Here is a 17,541-nt window from a genome sequence, read left to right as displayed (position 1 = left end):
CGTAAAAATAAAGACCTGAAGCGTGTCGCATGAATCCGTTTCAGCGCGACGCGCTTTAGCCGATGGCGGGTGCCGAAACCTGGTGCCGCGACTTCTCGATCGCGGAAAATCGCTTGAGGAACGCATTCTGCGCCCAGGTCACCGAGCGTGGCGTGAAATCGAAGCGGTCGGCATTGAAGCCGCGCGGACGGCCGAAGAACTCGGTCGCCTCGGCGGTCGAAAAGCCTGCGAGCAGCGTTGCCTCGAAATAGGCGGCGATCTGGTCGGCGCGCTTGATCTCCTTGCGCAGCGCAGCACCTGGTTCAGGCGGCAGTGAGAAGCGCAGATGGATGGCGCGCTGCAGCCGCAATTCACAGTCCTTGTAGCTGCCGCCCATCACCGATTTGAACGGGGAGATCATGTCGCCGATGACATATTCGGGGGCGTCGTGCAGCAGCGCCGCCAGTTGGGCGTCGGCTGAAGCCTCAGGCACCAGGTCGCAGAACAGCGCTTCGACCAGCAACGAGTGCTGGGCAACCGAAAAGGCATGCTCGCCGCTGGTCTGGCCGTTCCAGCGGGCAACGCGGGCGAGCCCATGCGCAATGTCTGAAATCTCGATGTCGAGAGGCGAGGGGTCGAGCAGGTCGAGCCGGCGGCCCGACAACATGCGCTGCCAGGCGCGTGCCGGCGCGCCGACGCGGTCCGCGGCCATCAGGCCTCCTCCGCGCCGACGCGGTCCGCGGCCATCAGGCCTCCTCCGCGCTGACGGCTTCCTGCGGGAAGCTGAATTTGGCCCACGAGGGAATGGCCAGCGCAACCGGCACATGTCCCGCCAGGATCGACTGGCCGGCGTCGAGCGCCGCCTTGATCCGGTCGATGCGGGCAATCGCCAGGCCTGTCGCGCCGGCGATCGAGCCGAGCGTGCCGACCGGCCTGCCATCGACGGTTAGCTCGGTGCCCGGAGCGGGCAGGGGACTATCGGCCGATGCAATCATAACGCGCCGCCTGGCCGTGCCGCGATGCTGCATACGCGAGACAACTTCCTGGCCGACATAGCAACCCTTCTTGAAGCCGACGCCGCCGGTCTCGTCCAGCAGCACGTCATGCGGGAAGGCATCTCCAAGCTGGTAGTCGCTGCCGCTTTCAGCAATGCCGCCGGCTATGCGGAAGGCTTGCCATGCGGCAAGGTCGCTGCGCTCATCTGTTTTGCCATAGCAACGCGTGACGGCGCCACTGCGAAAGCGCGTGTCTGTGACCAGCGTTGAATCAGATTGTGAGGCTGTTGACTCATTTCCCCACGCGACGGTGACAAACACCTGATCGACCTTGGCAATCTCGACCTTCGCACGCAGTTTGTAGAGCGTCAGCCGGCGTACGAAATCGTCCGATATATCGGCACGGCATTCGAGCTGGAATGAATTCTCGCCGGCACGAGAGATGAGGAAATCGAACAGGATCTTGCCTTGCGGCGTCAGCAGCGCACCGGGCTTGGCTTCGCCGGGAGCCAGGATGTCGAGATCGGTGGTCAGGATGTTCTGCAGAAAATGCTCGGCGTCGGGACCCGAGACGGAAATGAGGGCGCGGTCTTTGAGCTGGGCAAAGGGCATGGGCGGAAAAGCAGCCTGATCTTGCAAAATGGTCGGCCTTTACGTAAGCCGCTGGCACTCCCCCCGCAAGAGAGCATGGCCATGAACTACGACCTCATCCTGACAGGCGGTACCGTGGTCAACCATGACGGCGAAGGGGCTCGCGACATCGGTGTGAAGGACGGGCGTATCGCCGCCATCGGCGATCTCCGCCGGGCCTCGGCCGGTGAGACGATCGACTGCCGCGGCCTGCACATCCTGCCGGGTGTCATCGACAGCCAGGTGCATTTTCGCGAACCGGGGCTGGAGCACAAGGAAGATCTGGAAACGGGTTCGCGCGCGGCCGTGCTTGGCGGTGTCACCGCCGTGTTCGAGATGCCCAACACCAATCCTTTGACCACCAGTGAGGCGGCGCTTGCCGACAAGGTTCGGCGCGGCACTGGTCGCATGCATTGCGATTTTGCCTTCTGGGTCGGCGGCACCCGCGAGAACGCGAAAGACGTTGGCGAGCTTGAGCGGTTGCCGGGCGCGGCCGGGATCAAGGTTTTCATGGGCTCGTCGACCGGCGACCTGCTGGTCGAGGATGACGAAGGCGTGGCATCGATCCTCAGAAACACGCGCCGCCGTGCCGCCTTTCATTCGGAAGACGAGTTCCGGCTGCGCGAGCGTCTGGGTGAACGCATCGAAGGCGACCCGTCATCGCATCCGGTATGGCGCGACGAGATCGCCGCCTTGCGCTGCACCGAACGGCTGGTGCGCATCGCGCGAAACACACGCGCCCGCATTCATGTCCTGCACATCTCGACGGCCGAGGAGATCTTGTTCCTCGAACAGCACAAGGATGTCGCGACCTGCGAGGCGACGCCGCACCATCTGACATTGAGCGCCGTCGACTATGCGCGACTTGGCACGCTGATCCAGATGAACCCTCCGGTCCGCGCTGCGCGCCATCGCGACGGCATCTGGCACGGCGTTGCGCAAGGCATCGTCGACGTGCTCGGCTCCGACCATGCGCCTCACACGCTGGCCGAGAAGGCCAAGCCCTATCCGGCCTCGCCGTCGGGAATGACCGGCGTGCAGACGCTGGTGCCGATCATGCTCGACCACGTCAATGCCGGCCGGTTGACCTTGCAGCGCTTTGTCGACTTGTCCAGCCACGGCCCGCAACGCATTTTTGGCATGGCGAGAAAAGGCCGCATTGCTGCCGGCTACGAAGCCGACTTCACCATCGTCGATATGAAGCGGCGAGAAATCATCACCAATGCGCAGGCCGGCTCAAAAGCCGGCTGGACGCCTTACGATGGCAGGGAAGTGACAGGCTGGCCGGTCGGCACCGTCATTCGCGGCCGCCGCGTCATGTGGGAAGGCGAGATCGTCACGCCCAGCCAGGGCAAAGCGGTGGAGTTTTCAGAGGCTTTGGTGGGCCAGTTGTTTCCCCAGCGTTGGATTTCTTAAGTACGATCCACTAAGTTAGGGGATTATGAACGCAGATATCGCGCCCATGATTGTCCCCGCAGAGTTTCCGGAGCTCCAGGCGCTCGCTTGGAACCGCGATGCGGAACGCCCGATCCCTGCCGAGGAGGCTTTCGCGCTGTATGAGCGCAATTGGCGTTTTGTCGATCAAAAACGCCTTACGACGCGTGAAAAGCTGCTTATCCAGACCCTGGCGGACAAGTTCGGTCGTGGCATCCTTTTGACCACTGTCTGAAGTTCGTTCGCTGTCCTGATCCTTACCTCGCAGATGGAACATCAATCCCCGGCGACGAAGAACGACCACTGTCCGGCAGGCGTGATGCCGACGCGGTAGAAGATATAAGCGCCGAACTGCTTCATGTCGTCGAAGTCGCCGGCGGTGACGATCTTGAACAGTTCGACCCTCTGCTTGGCGTCCAGCTTGTCCAACGGCAGGGCGAAGAAATATGGCCACACATAGAGCTCTTCCGGCTTGCCGGCATCGAGGTGGACGTAGCCCGCATTGAGCACCTCCTCGAGGATGGCCAGGATCTCCTGGCCGTCGGGATCGCCGGAGAGGCCCTTGAGGAAGGCGATGGCGTCTCCGTCAATGTCGGTCAGCGATATTTGCGTCATGCTGTCGCCGGTGCCGATCAAGGGCCGCAGCTTTTCGATGTCGCCGCCCTTGCATGTCTCGACGATCAGGTCGTGCATGCGCCGTACCGGTTCCGGTAGTTTGCCGAGATCGTAGACAACCTCGGGTGCCGGCGTGTCCGGATCGACGCGCGGTCTGGTCACGCCGCCATCCGCTGGGCTGTCCGGCTCGGCTTCGGCAGGAGCGGCTGGCTGACTGGCCGGAGGCGGCGTTCCGACAGGGTTGGGCATTGGCACGGTGCTTCCCGGCGGCGACATGTCGTCATCCGCCGGCGGCGTTACTGTTGGGGGGAGCTCTTCGCGCTTGATCTCGCTTAGCGCGTAAGCGGGACTGCTCGCGAGACACACACCCAGGGGAATCGCGGCACAGCTAGCAGCGAAGGAGATGCAGAGGACCAAGCCGCGCGGCTTGCCTGACATCGAAAAACTCACTGCCCGTTTCTCCCTGCTTCCGGGCATGACGCCCGAGCGGCATTTTGCCGTCAAAGAACCGGAGGTCGGTTCAGTGCCGCAGCCGTTCGGGCTCGAAGGCGCCAGCAATCACCTTTTCACGCATACGGTCGAGCAGGGCAAGGGCCGAGGTCTCGCCATTGGCACGCAACATTTCGCCGAAGGCGGTTTCGAGCGCCGCTTCGGCAATGATCTCGGGCTCAATGCCGGCAGAGAGACCTTCCGCCCAGGCCTCGCTGTGGCTTTCCACGGCGGTCAGGCGCTTCTCTTCCCTGACCAGCGCGTCGATGTCGCTGACACCATGTTCCATATGCGATGTCCACCCTTTCAAGCGGCGATCCGTCGATGCGGATCAGGCTTGATCTGTTCATTTCACACGCAAGGTCAATTAAGTATTTGTAAATACGACATTTTTTTGATCGTCTTTTACAAAGCCCGATTGCCTTGTGCGAAGTTGCGTTCAACTCGGGTCAAACTTAGCCGATTAGGGCGGCCCGCGGGGCGAAAACCTTCAGTTTGAGTTAATTCCGCATTCGCGCGGTAAGGTTTCGTTAATACTGTTGCAGAAGCGCCACACGAGGATTGCACCAAGATATCGCCCGGCACAAGCCGGATATATCGGCTGTCACCAGCAATGGTGCGGATAGTTGTTGATGAGCAGCTCGAAATGCCTAGTTCCCGTAACGCGAGGCGATGTCGCGCGAGAGTGTCTCGCCTTCCTTCATGTAACGGCTGATGGCTTCGGTCGCCGAAGGGGTGCACCGCGTGTAGGTGCCGCCGAAGGAACGGTAGCCGCGGTTGAAGCTGGCGATGAAACGGGCGCGCCGTTCGGCGTCCGGATTTTCCGAATCAAGCAGCTTCTGCATTTCGACACGCCACTGGTCGCCTTTCTCGCCGCACAGATTGCGCAGGAAATGCAGCGATCCCAGAACTTCCGCCAGCCGCATCAGCCCAGGCTCGAACGGCGACCCGGCGCTGAGCGCAGGCCCTGCCGAGACGGCCATGCTGACGGCCAGACATGCAGCGAGGAATGGAGAGAGGCGGTTCATAAGCCTTTGTGACGAAACAATTTGTCGCCCGCAAGGCGATTTTCAGGGCTGCGGCCTGGCGCTTCCGCCAAGGCCCAACAATTCCTCGGCGACCGCGAACACCGAGCCGGCGAGCGGCAGTGCAGCCATCTCGCTGAGCGTATAGAAGGCCGCCGTCTCGGCGTCGTCGCTGGCCACTGCTTCGCCGCCGGCATAGGCGGCGCCGAAGACCGTGAGGAGATAATCGACCGGATGGTCGTCGTCCCTGCCGTCGATGTGGATTTCCCGAAGCGGGCGGTAATCGATGGCCCGCAAGCCGGTCTCTTCCAGCAGTTCGCGTTCGGCTGCATCCTGTAGCGTTTCGCCGGCTTCGACCTTGCCGCCTGGGAAGGCGTAGAGCCCCTGTGAGGGCTGCCGCGCCCGCTTGACCAGAAGCACGGTGTCTGCGCGTACGACGGCGACCGAGACTGCCGGAAGTGTCTTGCGCGCGTCGTTCATGGATTCCCGATCAGGCGTGAAGGGCAGGTCCGTTGTGGACCGCCCAACATGGGCAAGCTTTAACGGTTGCGCAACGCCGGTTCCATCGCCACTTTCAACCATTCGACCGAACCATTCGGCCAAATCATTCGGAAGGCCACCAACGACCATGTGCGGACGTTTTGCCTTGACCGCGACACCGGATCAGACCGCTGCCTTTCTGGACGTGGCGGGGCTTGATGATTTCCCGGCGCGCTACAACATCGCGCCGACACAGCCGATCCTGACGGCGGTCGCCGGCGCTCCGCGGGCGCCGGGTTCTAACCTGCCCGACCGCCAGCCGATGCTGGTGCGCTGGGGGCTCATCCCCACCTGGGTCAAGGATACCAGGGAATTTCCGCTGCTGTTCAACGCGCGCTCGGAGGGCGCTGCCGAAAAGGCCTCGTTCAAGGCCGCCATGCGCCATCGCCGTGCGCTGGTGCCGGCGTCAGGCTTCTACGAATGGCGGCAAACCGGCGGAAAGAAGGGGCAACCCTACTGGATCCGGCCCAGGCATGGCGGGCTGATCGCCTTTGCCGGCCTGGTCGAGACCTACGCCGAGCCGGGCGGTTCGGAGATGGACACCGGCGCCGTCCTGACCATCAACGCCAATGCCGACATCGCGCATATCCACGACCGCATGCCGGTGGTGATCGACCCCGGGGATTTCGCCCGCTGGCTGGATTGCCGCACGCTCGAGCCGCGTGATGTCGCCGACCTGTTGCGGCCGGCACAGCTCGATTTCTTCGAGGCAATTCCCGTCTCCGACCTCGTCAACAAGGTCGCCAACACCGGACCGGAGATTCAGGAGCGGGGCGAGATCGGGCCGGAGCCCGAGAAGGTCAGGCGCCAGAAACCCGGCGCGGACGACAGTCAGATGACGTTGTTCTAGCTGAACTGTTCTTCAGCGGCGCATGTCGGCGCCATTTTGCCTGGCGCCTTGGAGCCGGCCGTACCCACTTCAGGCAGCGCGTGGCGACACGATCTTCTGTGCCGGCTTCTTCTTCTTCGCGGTGTGGAGAAGGGCGGCGACGATCGCGGCCGGGCCGATCGCGCGATAATGGTTGGCCAGCGCCGGTTGCTTGGCGCGGTTGGATTCCTGCTTGCTGCGAGGCATGTCTCTCTTCCCAGATAACATTTTCGTGTCTGCGTTTGATGGCCGATTCTGACCAAATCGTGACGCCTGCTGATCTAGCCGGCGAATGTTTCATGACTGTGCCGACATGTTTAATAAAATGTTTCAGTGCATCATTACCTGTGATCCAGCAACGTTTTTGCCGAAACTTGCGACTTGACGGCAACACAAGCCAAGGCGATAAAGCCGCCCATGAAAACGTCTTTCGCCATTTGTGGCATTTGCATTATTGGCTAGCCTCGCGCTGGTCCGGACGTTTTCGCCTCATCTTTCCCCAGATTGGACAAACGCCCCGGCCAGCAGGCTGGAGCTTGATTTGCGTCTCGCGCAGGGCTGGCTCCATTCAAATTGAGTTCTGAACCGGGAAGGCACGAATGTCTGACGCATCGCAGGGCCTGCGCCTCTACAACACGCTAACGCGGACGAAAGAGGATTTCGTCCCTATCGATCCGGACAATGTGCGCATGTATGTCTGCGGCCCGACGGTCTACGACTTTGCCCATATCGGCAATGCCAGGCCGGTGATCGTCTTCGACGTGCTGTTCCGTCTGCTGCGTCATGTCCATGGGCAGACGCACGTCACCTATGTGCGCAACATCACGGACGTCGACGACAAGATCAACGCGCGCGCTCTGCGCGATTTCGGCGGCGAGATCGCTTCCAGCACGCTTTCGTTGAACGAGGCGATCCGGCGGGTCACCGAAAAAACCGCCGATCAGTTCCATAGGGATGTCGCGGTTCTCGGCTGCCTGGAGCCGACGGTCGAGCCGCGCGCCACCGAATTCGTCGAGCCGCGTGCCGACGGCAAGGTCGACATGATCACCTTGATTCAAAGCCTTATCGAACGCGGCCATGCCTATGTTGCCGCGGGCGAAGTCCTGTTCGACACGGCGTCGATGCCGGACTATGGCCAGTTGTCGAAGCGCAATCTCGACGAGCAACAGGCCGGCGCACGCGTTGCCGTCGACGCGCACAAGAAAAATCCCGGCGATTTTGTCCTCTGGAAGCTGTCGTCGCCGGAGGAACCGGGCTGGAATTCGCCATGGGGCAGGGGCCGGCCGGGCTGGCACATCGAATGCTCGGCGATGTCGGCCGCCTATCTCGGCGAGGTGTTCGACATCCATGGCGGCGGCCTCGACCTGATCTTCCCGCACCATGAGAACGAGATCGCCCAGTCGCGCTGCGCGCACGGCACGGACGTGATGGCCAACATCTGGATGCACAACGGCTTCCTGCAGGTCGAAGGGCAGAAGATGTCGAAGAGCCTCGGCAATTTCTATTCGATCAACGAACTGCTGGAGACCGACACTTTCGGCGGCCGCAAATGGCCGGGCGACGTGCTGCGGCTGGCAATGCTGATGACGCATTATCGCGAGCCGATCGACTTTTCCGTGCGCAAGCTGGAAGAGGCCGACAACACGCTGCGCAAATGGAAGCGGGCGGCGGACCTCGCGCCGGCGACGCCGGGACAATTGCCCGCGGAGGTCATCGATGCCTTGTCGGACGATCTCGCCACCTATGCCGCCTTCCAGGTCCTGACCCAGTTGGCCGGCGAGGCAGCGGACGGCAACGATGCCGCCGCTGCGCTAAAGGCGTCGCTGCTGTTCCTCGGCTTCGATGTCGCGTCGGCGAAGGTTGATGAAGACCACGTTGCCAAGGCCATCGCCAAGCGTCTCGCATTCATCGCCGCCAAGAACTGGACCGAAGCCGACCGCATCCGCGACGAATTGCTGGCACAAGGTATACAGTTGAAGGATGGCAAGGACTCGGTCACTGGCGAGCGCGTGACGACTTGGGAGGTGAAGAGGTGAGGGTGGCGCCAAGCACCCCCCTCTGCCCTGCCGGGCATCTCCCCCTCAAGGGGGGAGATTGGACGTCATTTCGGCTTTCGCCAATCGCCCCCGTTGATCATTGCGCGTCTCCTGCGAAGCTGCCGATCTCCCCCCTTGAGGGGGAGATGTCCGGCAGGACAGAGGGGGGCGCCTCGCGATGACCCATTATCGCGTTTCTCCCGTCAACCGTGGCAATGCGCGCAAGATGCGCAAGGGCATGACCGATGCCGAACTGAAGCTTTGGAATGAGATCAGAGCGCACAGACTCATGGGACTGGCGTTTCGACGCCAAATGCCGATAGCTGGTTACATCGTCGATTTTGCTTGCTCCAACAAGAAGCTGATTGTTGAGCTGGATGGCTCCCAGCACGCTTCGCATGAGGTTTCGGCGTCAGATGCCGCGCGGACAGCCAAGCTTGAAGCGTTGGGCTGGACCATCCTGCGCTTCTGGAACGACGACATCATTCGCGATATCGACAATGTCTGCCAGCATATCGTGATCGAGGCCGGCCTGGCCGGTGCCGAAATGCCAACACGTGAACCAGCAAGGGAGTCCGTCTCATGATCGACCATCTCGGCATCACCGTTGCCGATTTCGACGCTTCGAAGGCTTTCTATGATAAGGCGATGGCGCCGCTTGGTGCCGCGCTGCTCTACATGGTGCCGCTGGAATACACCGGCGGCGCCAAGGTCGGTGGCTACGGCCGCGACCGGCCGGTGTTCTGGCTGAGTACCGGCAAGGACAAGCCCAGGGATCACCAGCACGTCGCCTTCACCGCGCGCAGCCGCGCCGAGGTCGATGCCTTCCATGCCGCAGCGCTCGCCGCCGGCGGCAAGGACAATGGCGGACCGGGCCTGCGCCCGCACTATCACCCGGACTACTATGGCGCTTTCGTCTTCGATCCCGACGGCAACAATGTCGAGGCCGTCTGCCATGCCCCGGAGTGAGCAGCGATGAGCCTCGACAACCGGCCGGTCTACACCGGCGGCTGCCAGTGCGGCGCGGTGCGCTTTCGTGTCGAGGGCGCGCTTGGCGACGCTTCGGTCTGCCATTGCCGCATGTGCCAGAAGGCATTCGGCTCGTTTTATGCCCCACTGGTTTCTGTACGTGGCGCCAGGCTCGACTGGACGCGGGGCGAGCCGAAATACTTCCGCTCCTCCAACCATGTCGATCGTGGCTTTTGCGCCGATTGCGGCACGCCGCTGACCTTCACCGCGCCGGATGGTGTTGGCCTCGCCATCGGCGCGTTCGACAATCCGGCGGAGATCGTGCCGCTGATCCAGTGGGGCACCGAGGCAAAGCTGCCTTATGTCGATACGATCCCGCAATTGCCGGGCGAGGAGACGATGGCCGACGTGTCGTCGGCCTCTTATCTGGCCGATCTCGTCTCCTATCAGCATCCGGACCACGACACCGAACAATGGCCGCCAAAGGAAAAGCCATGACCGATCAGATAAGAACCGGTGGCTGCCAATGCGGCGCCGTACGCTTCCGCATTCATGGAGCGCTCGGCCGTCCGTCGATCTGCCATTGCCGCATGTGCCAAAAGCAGTTCGGCTCATTCTTCGGCGCGCTGGTCACGGTGCCCAAGGATGGCGTCGAATGGACCCATGAAGAGCCGAGCTATTTTCAGTCGTCGGTCAACATCGATCGTGGCTTCTGCGCCCGCTGCGGGACGCCGCTGACCTACCGGCAGCCTGGCGGACTTGAGATCGCCATCGGCGCCTTCGACGACCGCTCGGACCTCGCACCGCAGATCCAGGTCAACTACGCCGCGCGGCTGCCTTGGGTGGAGACGATCTTCGATCAGCCCATCCATCAGGATCCCGACTACTATAACAGGCAGGAATCCATCATCTCTTTCCAGCACCCTGACCACGAAACAGTGGACTGGCCGACCAAAGGTTTGCAGCTATGAGCAGTCAATTGCGTACCCTCTATCCCGAGATCGAAGCCTTCGATTCCGGTATGATCGACGTCGGCGACGGCCATCAGATCTACTGGGAGCGTTCCGGCACCAAGGGTGCCAAGCCGGCCGTCTTCCTGCATGGCGGGCCGGGCGGCACCATTTCGCCAAAACACCGGCGTCTGTTCGACCCGAAGCTTTACGATGTCATCCTGTTCGACCAGCGCGGCTGCGGAAAATCAACGCCCAACGCCTCGCTCGAAGCCAATACGACCTGGCACCTGGTTGCCGACATCGAACGCCTGCGCGAAATGGCCGGCTTCGACAAGTGGCTGGTGTTCGGCGGCTCCTGGGGCTCGACGTTGGCGCTTGCCTATGCCGAAACGCACCCCGAACGCGTCAGCGAACTGGTGGTGCGCGGCATCTACACGCTGACGCGTGCGGAACTGGAATGGTACTATCAGTTCGGCGTTTCGGAGATGTTTCCTGACAAATGGGAGCGGTTCCTGGCGCCGATCCCGGAGGCCGAGCGCGGCGACATGATGGCCGCTTACCGCAAGCGGCTGGTCGGTATAGATCGCAAGGCGCAGATCGAGGCGGCCCGCGCCTGGAGCCTGTGGGAAGGCGAAACCATCACGCTGTTGCCGGAGCCGGAGACCAGCGGCCCGTTCGGGCAGGACGACTATGCCATTGCCTTCGCCCGCATCGAAAACCACTATTTCGTCCATGCCGGCTGGCTGGAGGAAGGGCAGCTGCTGCGCGACGCGCACAAGCTGAGCGACATTCCCGGCACCATCGTCCACGGCCGCTACGACATGCCGTGCCCGGCGCGCTATGCCTGGGCGCTGCACAAAGCCTGGCCCAAGGCGGATTTCCACCTGATCGAGGGCGCCGGTCATGCTTATTCGGAGCCGGGTATCCTTGACCGGCTGATCCGCGCGACGGATCGGTTCGCGGGGAAGGTATAGTCGATGCACGGCGATCCTTCACACCCCCCTCTGTCCTGCCGGACATCTCCCCTGCAAGGAGGGAGATTGGATGTCGCCTTCGCTTTCGCCAATCGCCGACGATGCAGGACCAGTGTTATCGTTAAAGCTGCCGATCTCCCCCCTTGCGGGGGAGATGGCCGGCAGGCCAGAGGGGGGTGCTCAGGCACCTTGCTGTCATGAAAAAGGAAAGACTGTTCCTCTTCGACACCACGCTCCGCGATGGCCAGCAGACGCCGGGGATCGACTTTTCCGTCGAGGACAAGATCGCCATCGCGAAACTGCTCGACGCTTTCGGCCTCGATTATGTCGAAGGTGGCTATCCCGGCGCCAATCCGACCGACACCGCTTTCTTCCAGGAGAAACGCACGTCGCGCGCCAAATTCGTCGCCTTCGGCATGACCAAGCGGGCAGGAGTATCGGCGTCCAACGATCCCGGCCTTGCGTCACTTGTGCAATCGAAGTCGGATGCCATCTGCTTCGTCGCCAAGAGCTGGGACTATCATGTCCGTGTCGCGCTCGGCTGCACCAATGAGGAGAACCTCGACGCCATCAAGGCCTCCGTCGAGGCGGCGATTGGCGCCGGCAAGGAGGCGCTAGTCGACTGCGAGCATTTCTTCGACGGCTTCAAGGCCAATCCCGACTATGCATTAGCCTGCGCCAGGACCGCTTACGATGCCGGCGCACGCTGGGTGGTGCTGTGCGACACCAATGGCGGCACGCAGCCGTCGGAAGTTCGCGTCATCGTCGAGAAGGTTATTGCGTCCGGTATTTCAGGCGATCATCTCGGCATCCATGCCCATGACGACACCGGCCAGGCGGTCGCCAATTCGCTGGCCGCTGTCGAGGCCGGCGTGCGCCAGATCCAGGGCACGCTCAACGGCATCGGCGAGCGCTGCGGCAACGCCAACCTGATCTCGATCGTGCCAACCTTGGCGCTGAAGCCGGCCTTCGCCGATCGTTTCGAGACGGGCATTTCGACTGAAGCACTGACCGGCGTTTCCAGGTTGTCCCGCGCGTTCGACGAACTCTTGAATCGCGCCCCGGAAGCGCAGGCGCCTTATGTCGGCGCCTCTGCCTTCGCCACCAAGGCCGGCATCCATGCTTCCGCGCTGGCCAAGGAACCGGCGACCTATGAGCACGTCCCCCCGGAAACGGTCGGCAACCGCCGCCGCGTCATGGTTTCGGACCAGGGCGGCAAGGCCAATTTCCTCGCCGAGCTGAAGCGGCGCGGCATCGACGTGCCTAAGGACGATCACCGGCTCGACGCGCTGATTGCGGTGGTCAAGGAACGCGAGGCCGAGGGCTATGCCTATGAGGGTGCCGACGCCAGTTTCGAGCTTTTGGCGCGCAAGATGCTGCACGGCCTGCCGGAATTCTTCAACGTCACCTCGTTCCGCTGCATGGTCGAGCGCCGCTTCGACGCCAACGGTCAGTTGAAGACGGTGTCCGAAGCGATCGTCAAAGTGCTGGTCGACGGCGAGGAGAAGATGTCGGTCGCCGAAGGGCATGGCCCGGTCAACGCACTCGACATCGCGCTGCGCAAGGATCTCGGCAAATACCAGAACGAGATCGCCGACATGGAGCTCGCCGACTTCAAGGTTCGTATCCTCAATGGCGGCACCGAGGCGATCACCCGCGTTCTGATCGAATCGTATGACGGTACCGGCGCGCGCTGGTGGACGGTCGGCGTCTCCGAAAACATCATCGACGCCTCGTTCCAGGCGCTGATGGATTCCATCGTCTACAAGCTAATGAAGAACCGCGAGATGGCCGGGCTGGTGGCGGCCGAATAGGGTTGAACCATCAGCGAAAGTCCATTGATCCATCAGAACTTTGCGATGGTCTTGGCAAGGTGGCTGGGCCATAGCGTTGGCCCATGGCCACTGAAGCAATTGTACTGGACGCGGATTCCAAGGCCCGGCGCGGTTTCCTGCTGGCGCTGGGCGCCTATCTCTTATGGGGATTGCTGCCCTTCTACATGAAGGCCGTGGCGCATCTGCCGCTCGCCGAAGTCATTGCCCATCGCATCGTCTGGTCGGTGCCGATCGCCGCCGCCGTTCTGGTCTGGGCCGGCCGCACGGCGGATTTCAAGGCGGCGCTTCGCTCACCCCGCACCATCGCCATGGCGGCGCTGACGGCGGCGCTGATCTCGGTCAACTGGGGCATCTATGTCTGGGCGATCGCCGTCGACCGCACCGTCGAAACCGCGCTCGGCTACTACATCAATCCGCTGGTTAGCGTCGTCGTCGGTGCGCTGCTGCTTGGCGAACGGCTCGACCGGCTGCAGATCGCGGCGGTGGTTCTGGCGGCGGTCGCCGTCGCCGTGCTGACCATCGAAGGCGGCAAGCTGCCTTGGGTGTCGCTGGCGCTGGCGTTTTCCTTCGCCGCCTACGGCTTCTTCCGCAAGACGCTGCCGATCGGCCCGAGCCAGGGTTTTCTGCTCGAAGTGCTTTTGCTGTCGGTGCCGGCGCTCGGCTACATCGTTTATCTCACAGCGACCGGACAGGACCACATCATATCCAGCAGTGGTGCCGATACGGCATTGCTGATCGGCTGCGGTCCGATTACATCGGTGCCGCTGCTGCTTTTCGCCTTCGGCGCCAAGCTGCTGCGCCTCTCCACCATCGGCATCATGCAGTATATCGCGCCGACCATGGTGTTCCTGATCGCCGTTTTGATCTTCGACGAGCCTTTCGGCACCACCCAGGCGGTTGCGTTCGCGCTGATCTGGGCGGCACTAGCGATCTATTCCTGGTCTATGCTGACGACGGCGCGCAGGGCTTCTGCTCGATAAGGAGTTTCGATGTATCTGCTGCATATCGCCAACAAGAACTATTCCTCATGGTCGCTGCGGCCCTGGGTGTTGATGCGAGAGTTGGATATTCCATTCGAGGAGCGGCTGACGCCATTCCCGACCGGACCGAGCTGGGAACTCTACCGGTCGTTTTCGCCCAGCGGGCGGGTGCCGTGCCTGATCGAGGACGGCTGGGCGGTCTGGGATTCGCTCGCCATCGCCGAATATCTCGCCGAGCGCCACCATGGCGTGTGGCCCGTCGAGGCCAAGGCGCGCGCCTGGGCGCGCTCGGCCGCCGCCGAGATGCATTCGAGCTTCACCGCATTGCGCGACGCCTGTCCTATGAGTTGCGGCGTGCGGGTAAAGCCGTTCCCGATGTCCGACGCGCTGAAGCAGGATCTTTTTCGCCTCGGCGATCTCTGGAACGACGGCCTTGCCCGTTTCGGCGGGCCGTTTCTCGCCGGCGCTCATTTCACCGCCGTCGATGCTTTCTTTGCTCCGGTGGCGTTTCGCGTCCAGTCCTATGAGCTCTCCTTCGAGGGAGCGGCTGCCGCCTATCCGGGACAACTGCTCGATCTGCCGGCGATGCGCGAATGGTACGCAGCGGGCCTTGCCGAGACCTGGCGCCAGCTCGATCACGAAGCGGAGGTCGCCGCCGCCGGCACCATCATCGAGGATCTTCGCGCCACGGCGTGAAAGCCGTCAGGCAGCCGCTACATCTGTCCGAGCCGCCTGGCAAAGAGATAGGTCGCGCCCGCGATTACCATCGACACCGCCGTCACCACCCAAAAACCCATCGGCGTGTCGACCAACGGCAGGCCGCCGACATTCATGCCGAACAGGCCGGAGATGATGGTCATCGGCAACAGCACCGCCGTCATCACCGACAGTACGTACAATAGCCGGTTCGACTGAGTCGTCAGCTTGGCCATCAGCTCGTCCTGCAACAGCCGGGCGCGCGCCTGCAATTGCTCGCCGTCATAATGCAGCGTCTGCGCCCTGTGTGAAAGTCGCGCCGCCATGTCGTTGATGGAATCCGGCAGGTCGTTGCGGTGCGAATGGTCGAGATGGCGGAACAGATTGGTCAGCGTCGCCATCTGCCTGTGGATCACCACCAGATGCCGCCGAGCGTCGACGAGGGACTGCCGCTCATTGTGCCATGCGTCGCAGACGATGCGATCCTCGATGCCGTCGAGACTGTCGCCGAGTGCCGCGAGTTCAGCCACCATGCCGTCGAAAGACTGGCCGACAACCGCCTCGATCAACTCGGCCGGCGAGCGGAACTTGCGCGATCCGCTTTCGATCGCCTTGCGGATGTTGTCGACCGACTGCAGCGGCTGCTTGCGGGCGCCGACCAGCATAGTGTCGTTGAGCGCGAAACGGAAATGGCCGAGCCCGCCTGCCTCCACCGAATAGTCATGGCGCAGGTCCGGCAGGTCGCCGTAGAGCCAGTCATCCTCCAGGTCGATGTGGCAGCCATGGCTGGCGGACAGGAAGGCTTCGCGCACCGGTGCCGGCAAAGCCTGATCGGCGCCGATCTCATGGCGTGCGCGCATGTCGGAAAGCTGGTAGCTGCGCCATGTCCAGTGCGCGGCCGAGGCGTCCCTGGTTCGCACGCCCTCAGCGGTGAAGTGATAGATGAAGAACAACCCGTGCTCGTCGGGCAGGTAAGGCGACAGATCGGTGCCTTCCGGGGCGAGAGCGATATCCATGGACGTCGTGCCAGATACAGGTTTCGAACATGGCGCCGCTTGATCGCCGCCAGACCTTCGATGTCTAGCACGAGCGAACCCGCTTTCGTGTGACGGTTTTTTGACAGTCGATCACAGTCTGTCGATTGGCCGCGGCAATGCGGAGGTGACGCCTTCGTCACCCCCGGATTGTGCCCTGTCAGTGCTTCGGGCCGAAGCCGGGATAGGGCTTGAGCGGCACGATTGCGACAATGTCCATCATGCCGGCCTTGACCAGTGGCAAGGTCGCAAGACGGTCGCGAACCTCTGCGTCATCAGCGGCCTCGAACATCATGCCGCTGCCCGGGATGTCGCCTCGGTTCCACACTTGGCGCACCGCGCCTTCGGAATAGAGCGTGCGCCGCTGTTCGGCTTCGCCGGGCAGAAGCGGGGCGAAATCGGCATCGGTAAATTTTTCGGTGTTGCGGGTGAGAAGGGCAAAGAACTGCATGGCGGTCTCCTTTGGTTGGGATGGCCGACTATCACTTCCGCTGGTTAGACTGTCCAAGACTGGTTAGGCTAAAGTTGAGACCCAAAAGGACTTTACGCTTCGGAGAAAAAATGTTCGACCTGCGTCAGCTCCGGTATTTCGTCACCGTCGCCGAAACCGGCAATGTCGGGCGCGCCGCCGAAATGCTGCATATCTCGCAATCGCCGCTCAGTCGGCAGATCATGCAGCTCGAGGAGCAGGTGGGTGTCTCCCTGTTTGAAAGGTCGAAACGGCGGGTCCATCTCAACGCGGAGGGTCGCGCCTTCCTCGCCGAGGCCCGCGCGCTGCTGTCCAATGCGCGGCGGCTGGAGGAGTTCGGCCGCAACCTGGCCAGCGGCGCCGTCGGCCGTCTCGCCATCGGCTATGTCGAAGGGGCCGTGCATGCCGGGCTTGTCGCCGGCATGCTGCGCCAGTTCCGCCGCGACCGGCCGGCTTTCCACCTGCAGCTGAGAAGCCTGCGTTCGGCCGCACAGCTGGAGGGGCTACGGCAGCAGTCACTGGACCTGGGCTTTGTCTATTCGCCGCCGCCCGACGATGATCCGGATGTCGCAGCCATAGCGCTGCGCCACGAACCGCTGGTGCTGGCGATCCCCGAAGATGATCCACTTGTTGAAGTGTCAGAGATCGAGCCGCATCACCTCGACGGCCGCACCTGGATCACCGTCGTGCGTCAGCCCGACGACACAAATCGTGGCCAGTTCCTGGCCGCATGCGCCAAGGCCGGCTTTCTGCCCGACATCGCCTATGAGACGGCGGATCCGCTGACCTCGCTCGGTCTGGTCAGCGCGGGGCTCGGCCTGGCGACGGTGCAAGCCAGCCTGCGTGCCGCCGCACCGGCGCGAATCGTTTTTCGCGACCTGCCATGGTTCGAACGCACGGTCTCCATCTATCTTGCCTGGCGGCGTCATGATCGCCGCGCGGTGATCGACGGCTTGCGGCAGGCTGCACAGGAGGGCAGTAGGCAGTAGGCAGTAGGCAGTAGGCAGTAGGCAGTAGGCA

At 62.6% G+C, this 17,541-nt stretch carries 22 protein-coding genes; 13 read left to right on the top strand and 9 right to left on the bottom strand.

What is annotated here, in order from left to right; all coding sequences use genetic code 11:
• Positions 1-55: 55 nt before the first annotated feature.
• A complete protein-coding gene (locus ACSQ3L_RS24085; protein WP_436162175.1) occupies positions 56-691 on the bottom strand; it encodes a hydrolase in 636 nt (211 codons plus the stop codon).
• Between the two features lie 34 nt (positions 692-725).
• The gene (gene ygfZ, locus ACSQ3L_RS24080) at positions 726-1,586 is read right to left on the bottom strand and encodes a CAF17-like 4Fe-4S cluster assembly/insertion protein YgfZ (protein ID WP_436162174.1); all 861 of its coding nucleotides are present in this window, start codon (positions 1,584-1,586) and stop codon (positions 726-728) included.
• Positions 1,587-1,661: 75 nt separating this feature from the next.
• Between ygfZ and ACSQ3L_RS24075 the strand changes: the two genes are divergently transcribed.
• Together ACSQ3L_RS24075 and ACSQ3L_RS24070 are read left to right on the top strand one after the other, a co-directional pair.
• Positions 1,662-3,020: a dihydroorotase gene (locus ACSQ3L_RS24075; RefSeq protein WP_436162173.1), complete on the top strand. Its 1,359-nt coding sequence runs from the start codon at positions 1,662-1,664 to the stop codon at positions 3,018-3,020.
• 25 nt (positions 3,021-3,045) lie between these two features.
• Positions 3,046-3,273, top strand: a complete 228-nt coding sequence (locus ACSQ3L_RS24070; protein WP_436162172.1) for a hypothetical protein — start codon at positions 3,046-3,048, stop codon at positions 3,271-3,273.
• Positions 3,274-3,314: 41 nt separating this feature from the next.
• Here ACSQ3L_RS24070 and ACSQ3L_RS24065 read toward each other — a convergent pair whose 3' ends face one another.
• The 4 genes from ACSQ3L_RS24065 to ACSQ3L_RS24050 form a co-directional block, all read right to left on the bottom strand.
• Positions 3,315-4,091 (bottom strand): hypothetical protein, encoded by a 777-nt coding sequence (locus ACSQ3L_RS24065; RefSeq protein WP_436163517.1) that lies wholly within the window; start codon positions 4,089-4,091, stop codon positions 3,315-3,317.
• 82 nt (positions 4,092-4,173) lie between these two features.
• Entirely contained in the window at positions 4,174-4,431 is a 258-nt protein-coding gene (locus ACSQ3L_RS24060; protein ID WP_027164925.1) for a hypothetical protein, read from the bottom strand.
• A gap of 361 nt (positions 4,432-4,792) precedes the next feature.
• Positions 4,793-5,170 (bottom strand): TIGR02301 family protein, encoded by a 378-nt coding sequence (locus ACSQ3L_RS24055; RefSeq protein WP_436162171.1) that lies wholly within the window; start codon positions 5,168-5,170, stop codon positions 4,793-4,795.
• Between the two features lie 42 nt (positions 5,171-5,212).
• The gene (locus tag ACSQ3L_RS24050; protein WP_436162170.1) at positions 5,213-5,647 is read right to left on the bottom strand and encodes an NUDIX hydrolase; all 435 of its coding nucleotides are present in this window, start codon (positions 5,645-5,647) and stop codon (positions 5,213-5,215) included.
• Between the two features lie 148 nt (positions 5,648-5,795).
• On the opposite strand from ACSQ3L_RS24050, the gene ACSQ3L_RS24045 reads away from it, so the two are divergent.
• Positions 5,796-6,557 (top strand): SOS response-associated peptidase, encoded by a 762-nt coding sequence (locus tag ACSQ3L_RS24045; RefSeq protein ID WP_436162169.1) that lies wholly within the window; start codon positions 5,796-5,798, stop codon positions 6,555-6,557.
• Positions 6,558-6,626: 69 nt separating this feature from the next.
• Here the strand turns inward: ACSQ3L_RS24045 and ACSQ3L_RS24040 are convergent, their stop codons facing one another.
• Positions 6,627-6,782, bottom strand: coding sequence for a hypothetical protein (locus tag ACSQ3L_RS24040; RefSeq protein ID WP_109662740.1), 156 nt, complete (start codon positions 6,780-6,782; stop codon positions 6,627-6,629).
• 392 nt (positions 6,783-7,174) lie between these two features.
• Here ACSQ3L_RS24040 and cysS point away from each other — a divergent pair, with 392 nt between their 5' ends.
• The 9 genes from cysS (at position 7,175) to ACSQ3L_RS23995 (ending at position 15,018) form a co-directional block, all read left to right on the top strand.
• A complete protein-coding gene (gene cysS / locus ACSQ3L_RS24035; RefSeq protein ID WP_436162168.1) occupies positions 7,175-8,611 on the top strand; it encodes a cysteine--tRNA ligase in 1,437 nt (478 codons plus the stop codon).
• 178 nt (positions 8,612-8,789) lie between these two features.
• Complete coding sequence (locus ACSQ3L_RS24030; protein WP_436162167.1) at positions 8,790-9,197, top strand: endonuclease domain-containing protein; 408 nt, start codon at positions 8,790-8,792, stop codon at positions 9,195-9,197.
• The gene (locus ACSQ3L_RS24025; protein WP_436162166.1) at positions 9,194-9,580 is read left to right on the top strand and encodes a VOC family protein; all 387 of its coding nucleotides are present in this window, start codon (positions 9,194-9,196) and stop codon (positions 9,578-9,580) included. Before ACSQ3L_RS24030 ends, ACSQ3L_RS24025 begins: the two co-directional genes overlap by 4 nt.
• 6 nt (positions 9,581-9,586) lie before the next feature.
• On the top strand, positions 9,587-10,078 hold the full coding sequence (locus tag ACSQ3L_RS24020) for a GFA family protein (RefSeq protein ID WP_436162165.1): 492 nt from the start codon (positions 9,587-9,589) through the stop codon (positions 10,076-10,078).
• Positions 10,075-10,551 carry a GFA family protein gene (locus tag ACSQ3L_RS24015; RefSeq protein ID WP_436162164.1) on the top strand — a complete coding sequence of 159 codons (477 nt, stop codon included), beginning with the start codon at positions 10,075-10,077 and terminating at the stop codon, positions 10,549-10,551. The genes ACSQ3L_RS24020 and ACSQ3L_RS24015 overlap by 4 nt, the downstream gene beginning before the upstream one ends.
• Positions 10,548-11,507: a prolyl aminopeptidase gene (gene pip, locus ACSQ3L_RS24010; protein WP_436162163.1), complete on the top strand. Its 960-nt coding sequence runs from the start codon at positions 10,548-10,550 to the stop codon at positions 11,505-11,507. The genes ACSQ3L_RS24015 and pip overlap by 4 nt, the downstream gene beginning before the upstream one ends.
• A 197-nt stretch (positions 11,508-11,704) precedes the next feature.
• A complete protein-coding gene (cimA, locus tag ACSQ3L_RS24005; protein WP_436162162.1) occupies positions 11,705-13,321 on the top strand; it encodes a citramalate synthase in 1,617 nt (538 codons plus the stop codon).
• 83 nt (positions 13,322-13,404) lie between these two features.
• Entirely contained in the window at positions 13,405-14,322 is a 918-nt protein-coding gene (rarD, locus tag ACSQ3L_RS24000; RefSeq protein WP_436162161.1) for an EamA family transporter RarD, read from the top strand.
• A gap of 9 nt (positions 14,323-14,331) precedes the next feature.
• Positions 14,332-15,018, top strand: a complete 687-nt coding sequence (locus ACSQ3L_RS23995; protein WP_436162160.1) for a glutathione S-transferase family protein — start codon at positions 14,332-14,334, stop codon at positions 15,016-15,018.
• Positions 15,019-15,035: 17 nt separating this feature from the next.
• Here the strand turns inward: ACSQ3L_RS23995 and ACSQ3L_RS23990 are convergent, their stop codons facing one another.
• Both ACSQ3L_RS23990 and ACSQ3L_RS23985 read right to left on the bottom strand, forming a co-directional pair.
• Positions 15,036-16,034 carry a transporter gene (locus ACSQ3L_RS23990; RefSeq protein ID WP_436162159.1) on the bottom strand — a complete coding sequence of 333 codons (999 nt, stop codon included), beginning with the start codon at positions 16,032-16,034 and terminating at the stop codon, positions 15,036-15,038.
• Positions 16,035-16,212: 178 nt separating this feature from the next.
• Complete coding sequence (locus ACSQ3L_RS23985) at positions 16,213-16,503, bottom strand: muconolactone Delta-isomerase family protein (protein ID WP_436162158.1); 291 nt, start codon at positions 16,501-16,503, stop codon at positions 16,213-16,215.
• Positions 16,504-16,613: 110 nt separating this feature from the next.
• On the opposite strand from ACSQ3L_RS23985, the gene ACSQ3L_RS23980 reads away from it, so the two are divergent.
• Positions 16,614-17,510 (top strand): LysR substrate-binding domain-containing protein, encoded by an 897-nt coding sequence (locus ACSQ3L_RS23980; RefSeq protein ID WP_436162157.1) that lies wholly within the window; start codon positions 16,614-16,616, stop codon positions 17,508-17,510.
• Positions 17,511-17,541: the final 31 nt, after the last annotated feature.

The sequence above is a fragment of the Mesorhizobium sp. LjRoot246 genome (assembly GCF_964254115.1).
Lineage (GTDB): Bacteria > Pseudomonadota > Alphaproteobacteria > Rhizobiales > Rhizobiaceae > Mesorhizobium.
This window is presented reverse-complemented; position numbering and strand designations above follow the sequence as displayed.

What these genes read in the sequence shown, in the direction of transcription:
- ACSQ3L_RS24085 (WP_436162175.1), bottom strand. Translation starts at nt 691, where the DNA reads ATGGCCGCGGACCGCGTCGGCGCGCCGGCACGCGCCTGGCAGCGCATG.
- ygfZ (WP_436162174.1), bottom strand. Translation starts at nt 1,586, where the DNA reads ATGCCCTTTGCCCAGCTCAAAGACCGCGCCCTCATTTCCGTCTCGGGT.
- ACSQ3L_RS24075 (WP_436162173.1), top strand. Translation starts at nt 1,662, where the DNA reads ATGGCCATGAACTACGACCTCATCCTGACAGGCGGTACCGTGGTCAAC.
- ACSQ3L_RS24070 (WP_436162172.1), top strand. Translation starts at nt 3,046, where the DNA reads ATGAACGCAGATATCGCGCCCATGATTGTCCCCGCAGAGTTTCCGGAG.
- ACSQ3L_RS24065 (WP_436163517.1), bottom strand. Translation starts at nt 4,091, where the DNA reads ATGTCAGGCAAGCCGCGCGGCTTGGTCCTCTGCATCTCCTTCGCTGCT.
- ACSQ3L_RS24060 (WP_027164925.1), bottom strand. Translation starts at nt 4,431, where the DNA reads ATGGAACATGGTGTCAGCGACATCGACGCGCTGGTCAGGGAAGAGAAG.
- ACSQ3L_RS24055 (WP_436162171.1), bottom strand. Translation starts at nt 5,170, where the DNA reads ATGAACCGCCTCTCTCCATTCCTCGCTGCATGTCTGGCCGTCAGCATG.
- ACSQ3L_RS24050 (WP_436162170.1), bottom strand. Translation starts at nt 5,647, where the DNA reads ATGAACGACGCGCGCAAGACACTTCCGGCAGTCTCGGTCGCCGTCGTA.
- ACSQ3L_RS24045 (WP_436162169.1), top strand. Translation starts at nt 5,796, where the DNA reads ATGTGCGGACGTTTTGCCTTGACCGCGACACCGGATCAGACCGCTGCC.
- ACSQ3L_RS24040 (WP_109662740.1), bottom strand. Translation starts at nt 6,782, where the DNA reads ATGCCTCGCAGCAAGCAGGAATCCAACCGCGCCAAGCAACCGGCGCTG.
- cysS (WP_436162168.1), top strand. Translation starts at nt 7,175, where the DNA reads ATGTCTGACGCATCGCAGGGCCTGCGCCTCTACAACACGCTAACGCGG.
- ACSQ3L_RS24030 (WP_436162167.1), top strand. Translation starts at nt 8,790, where the DNA reads ATGACCCATTATCGCGTTTCTCCCGTCAACCGTGGCAATGCGCGCAAG.
- ACSQ3L_RS24025 (WP_436162166.1), top strand. Translation starts at nt 9,194, where the DNA reads ATGATCGACCATCTCGGCATCACCGTTGCCGATTTCGACGCTTCGAAG.
- ACSQ3L_RS24020 (WP_436162165.1), top strand. Translation starts at nt 9,587, where the DNA reads ATGAGCCTCGACAACCGGCCGGTCTACACCGGCGGCTGCCAGTGCGGC.
- ACSQ3L_RS24015 (WP_436162164.1), top strand. Translation starts at nt 10,075, where the DNA reads ATGACCGATCAGATAAGAACCGGTGGCTGCCAATGCGGCGCCGTACGC.
- pip (WP_436162163.1), top strand. Translation starts at nt 10,548, where the DNA reads ATGAGCAGTCAATTGCGTACCCTCTATCCCGAGATCGAAGCCTTCGAT.
- cimA (WP_436162162.1), top strand. Translation starts at nt 11,705, where the DNA reads ATGAAAAAGGAAAGACTGTTCCTCTTCGACACCACGCTCCGCGATGGC.
- rarD (WP_436162161.1), top strand. Translation starts at nt 13,405, where the DNA reads ATGGCCACTGAAGCAATTGTACTGGACGCGGATTCCAAGGCCCGGCGC.
- ACSQ3L_RS23995 (WP_436162160.1), top strand. Translation starts at nt 14,332, where the DNA reads ATGTATCTGCTGCATATCGCCAACAAGAACTATTCCTCATGGTCGCTG.
- ACSQ3L_RS23990 (WP_436162159.1), bottom strand. Translation starts at nt 16,034, where the DNA reads ATGGATATCGCTCTCGCCCCGGAAGGCACCGATCTGTCGCCTTACCTG.
- ACSQ3L_RS23985 (WP_436162158.1), bottom strand. Translation starts at nt 16,503, where the DNA reads ATGCAGTTCTTTGCCCTTCTCACCCGCAACACCGAAAAATTTACCGAT.
- ACSQ3L_RS23980 (WP_436162157.1), top strand. Translation starts at nt 16,614, where the DNA reads ATGTTCGACCTGCGTCAGCTCCGGTATTTCGTCACCGTCGCCGAAACC.